This window comes from Salipiger sp. HF18, assembly GCF_011806505.1.
GTDB classification, from domain to species: Bacteria; Pseudomonadota; Alphaproteobacteria; order Rhodobacterales; family Rhodobacteraceae; genus Salipiger; species Salipiger thiooxidans.
The window spans coordinates 1-2045 of sequence record NZ_JAATOS010000624.1 but is presented as its reverse complement, the minus strand read 5'-3'; the positions used below and the strand labels follow the sequence as shown (position 1 = coordinate 2045).

Annotated in this window: 3 protein-coding genes; all 3 read right to left on the bottom strand. The window is 67.3% G+C overall.

What is annotated here, in order from left to right; all coding sequences use genetic code 11:
* Nucleotides 1–793, bottom strand: a 793-nt coding sequence (locus HC022_RS25055; RefSeq protein ID WP_167454196.1) for an aromatic ring-hydroxylating dioxygenase subunit alpha, incomplete at its 3' end; no start/stop codon positions are given.
* Between the two features lie 52 nt (nt 794–845).
* The gene (locus tag HC022_RS25050; RefSeq protein ID WP_089957286.1) at nt 846–1424 is read right to left on the bottom strand and encodes an amino acid synthesis family protein; all 579 of its coding nucleotides are present in this window, start codon (nt 1422–1424) and stop codon (nt 846–848) included.
* Nucleotides 1421–2005: an amino acid synthesis family protein gene (locus HC022_RS25045; protein WP_089957289.1), complete on the bottom strand. Its 585-nt coding sequence runs from the start codon at nt 2003–2005 to the stop codon at nt 1421–1423. The genes HC022_RS25050 and HC022_RS25045 overlap by 4 nt, the downstream gene beginning before the upstream one ends.
* Nucleotides 2006–2045 lie beyond the last annotated feature (40 nt).

Genomic DNA, 2045 nt, shown 5'->3' with positions numbered 1-2045 from the left:
TGTAGGTCTCGGTCACCGGCGTCATGAAGTGCAGCGCGAAGATGCGCACGCCCTGGTCGCGGTCCTCCTCGGCGCAGTGCTTTTCGGTCTCGATGGAGCCGAAGTCGATCACCGCGGTGCAGGGGGTATAGAGGTAGTAGTAGTGCCAGCGGTCGACGTTGCCGGTGAAGCCGCCGAAGGCCTTGAAGAAGCCGATGGGCTCGGCGTCGCGGATCCAGCGCCAAGCGACGATGGCCTCGCCCTCGGTCTGCACGTGCACCGGCACGTTCTCGGACGCGGCATTGCCGAGCGTGGTGGGGTGCACGAAGCTCACATGCGCGGGGTCGACGAGGTTCTCGGCCACGTTGAGGTAGTTCGACTTCAGGTGCAGCGCGTCGCCATGGTGGGCGGCCCAGCTGGGGTCGGTGAATTCGGGCATGTCGAAGACCGCCTCGGGGTCGGCCTTTTCTGCATCGCCCATCCAGATCCAGACGATGCCGTGCTTCTCGACGATGGGATAGGCCTCGACATAGGCGGATTTGGGCAGGTTGGTCTGGCCGGGGACGCGCACGCAGGCGCCCGAGCAGTCGAAGGTCAGGCCGTGATAGCCGCATTGCACCGTGTCACCGATGCGCTTGCCCTTCGACAGCGGCAGCAGCCGGTGCGGGCAGCGGTCCTCGAGCGCGGCGACGCTGCCGTCCGATTTGCGAAACATCACCACGTGCTCGCCAAGGATGGTGAAGCGGCGAAGCTCGTCATCAATTTCCGTCGACCAGCCAGCGACATACCAGGCGTTCTTCACGAAATTCGTCATCGTCGTTCTCCCTTGCTCCAGCGCTTGGTCGTGCGGCGTATGGTATGGTGTGTCAGCGCAGCCCGTCTGCGCCCTCGATCTCGTCATGTGTCAGGCCGCCCACGCGGGGCAGCGGTCGTCCGGTCTGTTGCAGCGCCACCGCGACGACGATCTCGCCCGGGCGCGGGGCATCACTGATACGCAGGCGCATTCCGTCGAAATGGCTGCGCACGTAGGCTGCGTCCTTGTGGCCGAGCGGCACGTCGAGAATCTCGCCGGCGCGGCCGATGGCCTTGGACGAGGGCACCAGTGCCTTGCCGCCGCCGATCACCGCGCGCAGCGGCGCGCCCAGCTTCGGGTGCAGGAGGGCGGCCGCATGTTCCAGCTCGCCCAGCTCGCCCACCAGCGCCGCCTTGCCGTAGCCCTCGACCTCATTGGCCGCGCAGCCGAGCGCGGCCAGCGCCTCGTCGCCCAGAAGCTTGCCAAGCGCCTCGCCGGTTTCGATCAGCTCCGAGAGGTCCTCGGCCCAGATCCCGGAAAAGGGGTTGGCGATGACCGCCGCGGCGAGGGACCGGCGGGCGGGGGGAGAGACCTCGCGGCCCATCTCCGTCCGGGTCTCCTCGACCAGGGTGACGATCTTGCGCAGCTTCAACGGAGCCCGTCCTCGCCCTTGATCTGGTCCTTGGTGAGGCCGCCGATGCGCGCGTGGATGCGGCCTGCGGTGGTCATGACCAGCACCAGCACGAGTTCGTTGGGGCGCGGCGCGTCGGGCACGCCGACCTCGACCGCGTCGTAATGGGTGCGCACGTAGGAGGCATTGGTGTGGGTCACCGGCACGTCGAGCCGGGTGCCCGCGGCGCCGACCTTCTTGGTCGAGGGCACGATGGCCATGCTTTTCTCGATGCTGTCGCGCATCGCGTAGCCGCCGGGCACGTGCCAGAGGGCGCCATGCTCGATCTCGCCGTTGACGCCGACGATGGCGCCCTTGCCGTAGCCCTCGATCAGCGAGGCGTCGCCACCGAGCGCGTCGATGCACATCTGCGCCAGCTTGGCACCCAGAGGCTCGAGATCCTTCATGAAGGGCTGGATGTCCTCGACATAGCCGCCCGCGTAGGGGTTCTCGACCACCGCAATGGCGGCGGCGCGCTTCTGCGGCACCTCGGGGGCAGGGCCGCCCTCGTGCAGGATGGTTTCGACCTGGACCAGCGTCTTGCGGACCTTCACCTCAGGCATGGAGGGCTTCCTCTTCGGTAATTTCTGTAATCGCGTCACC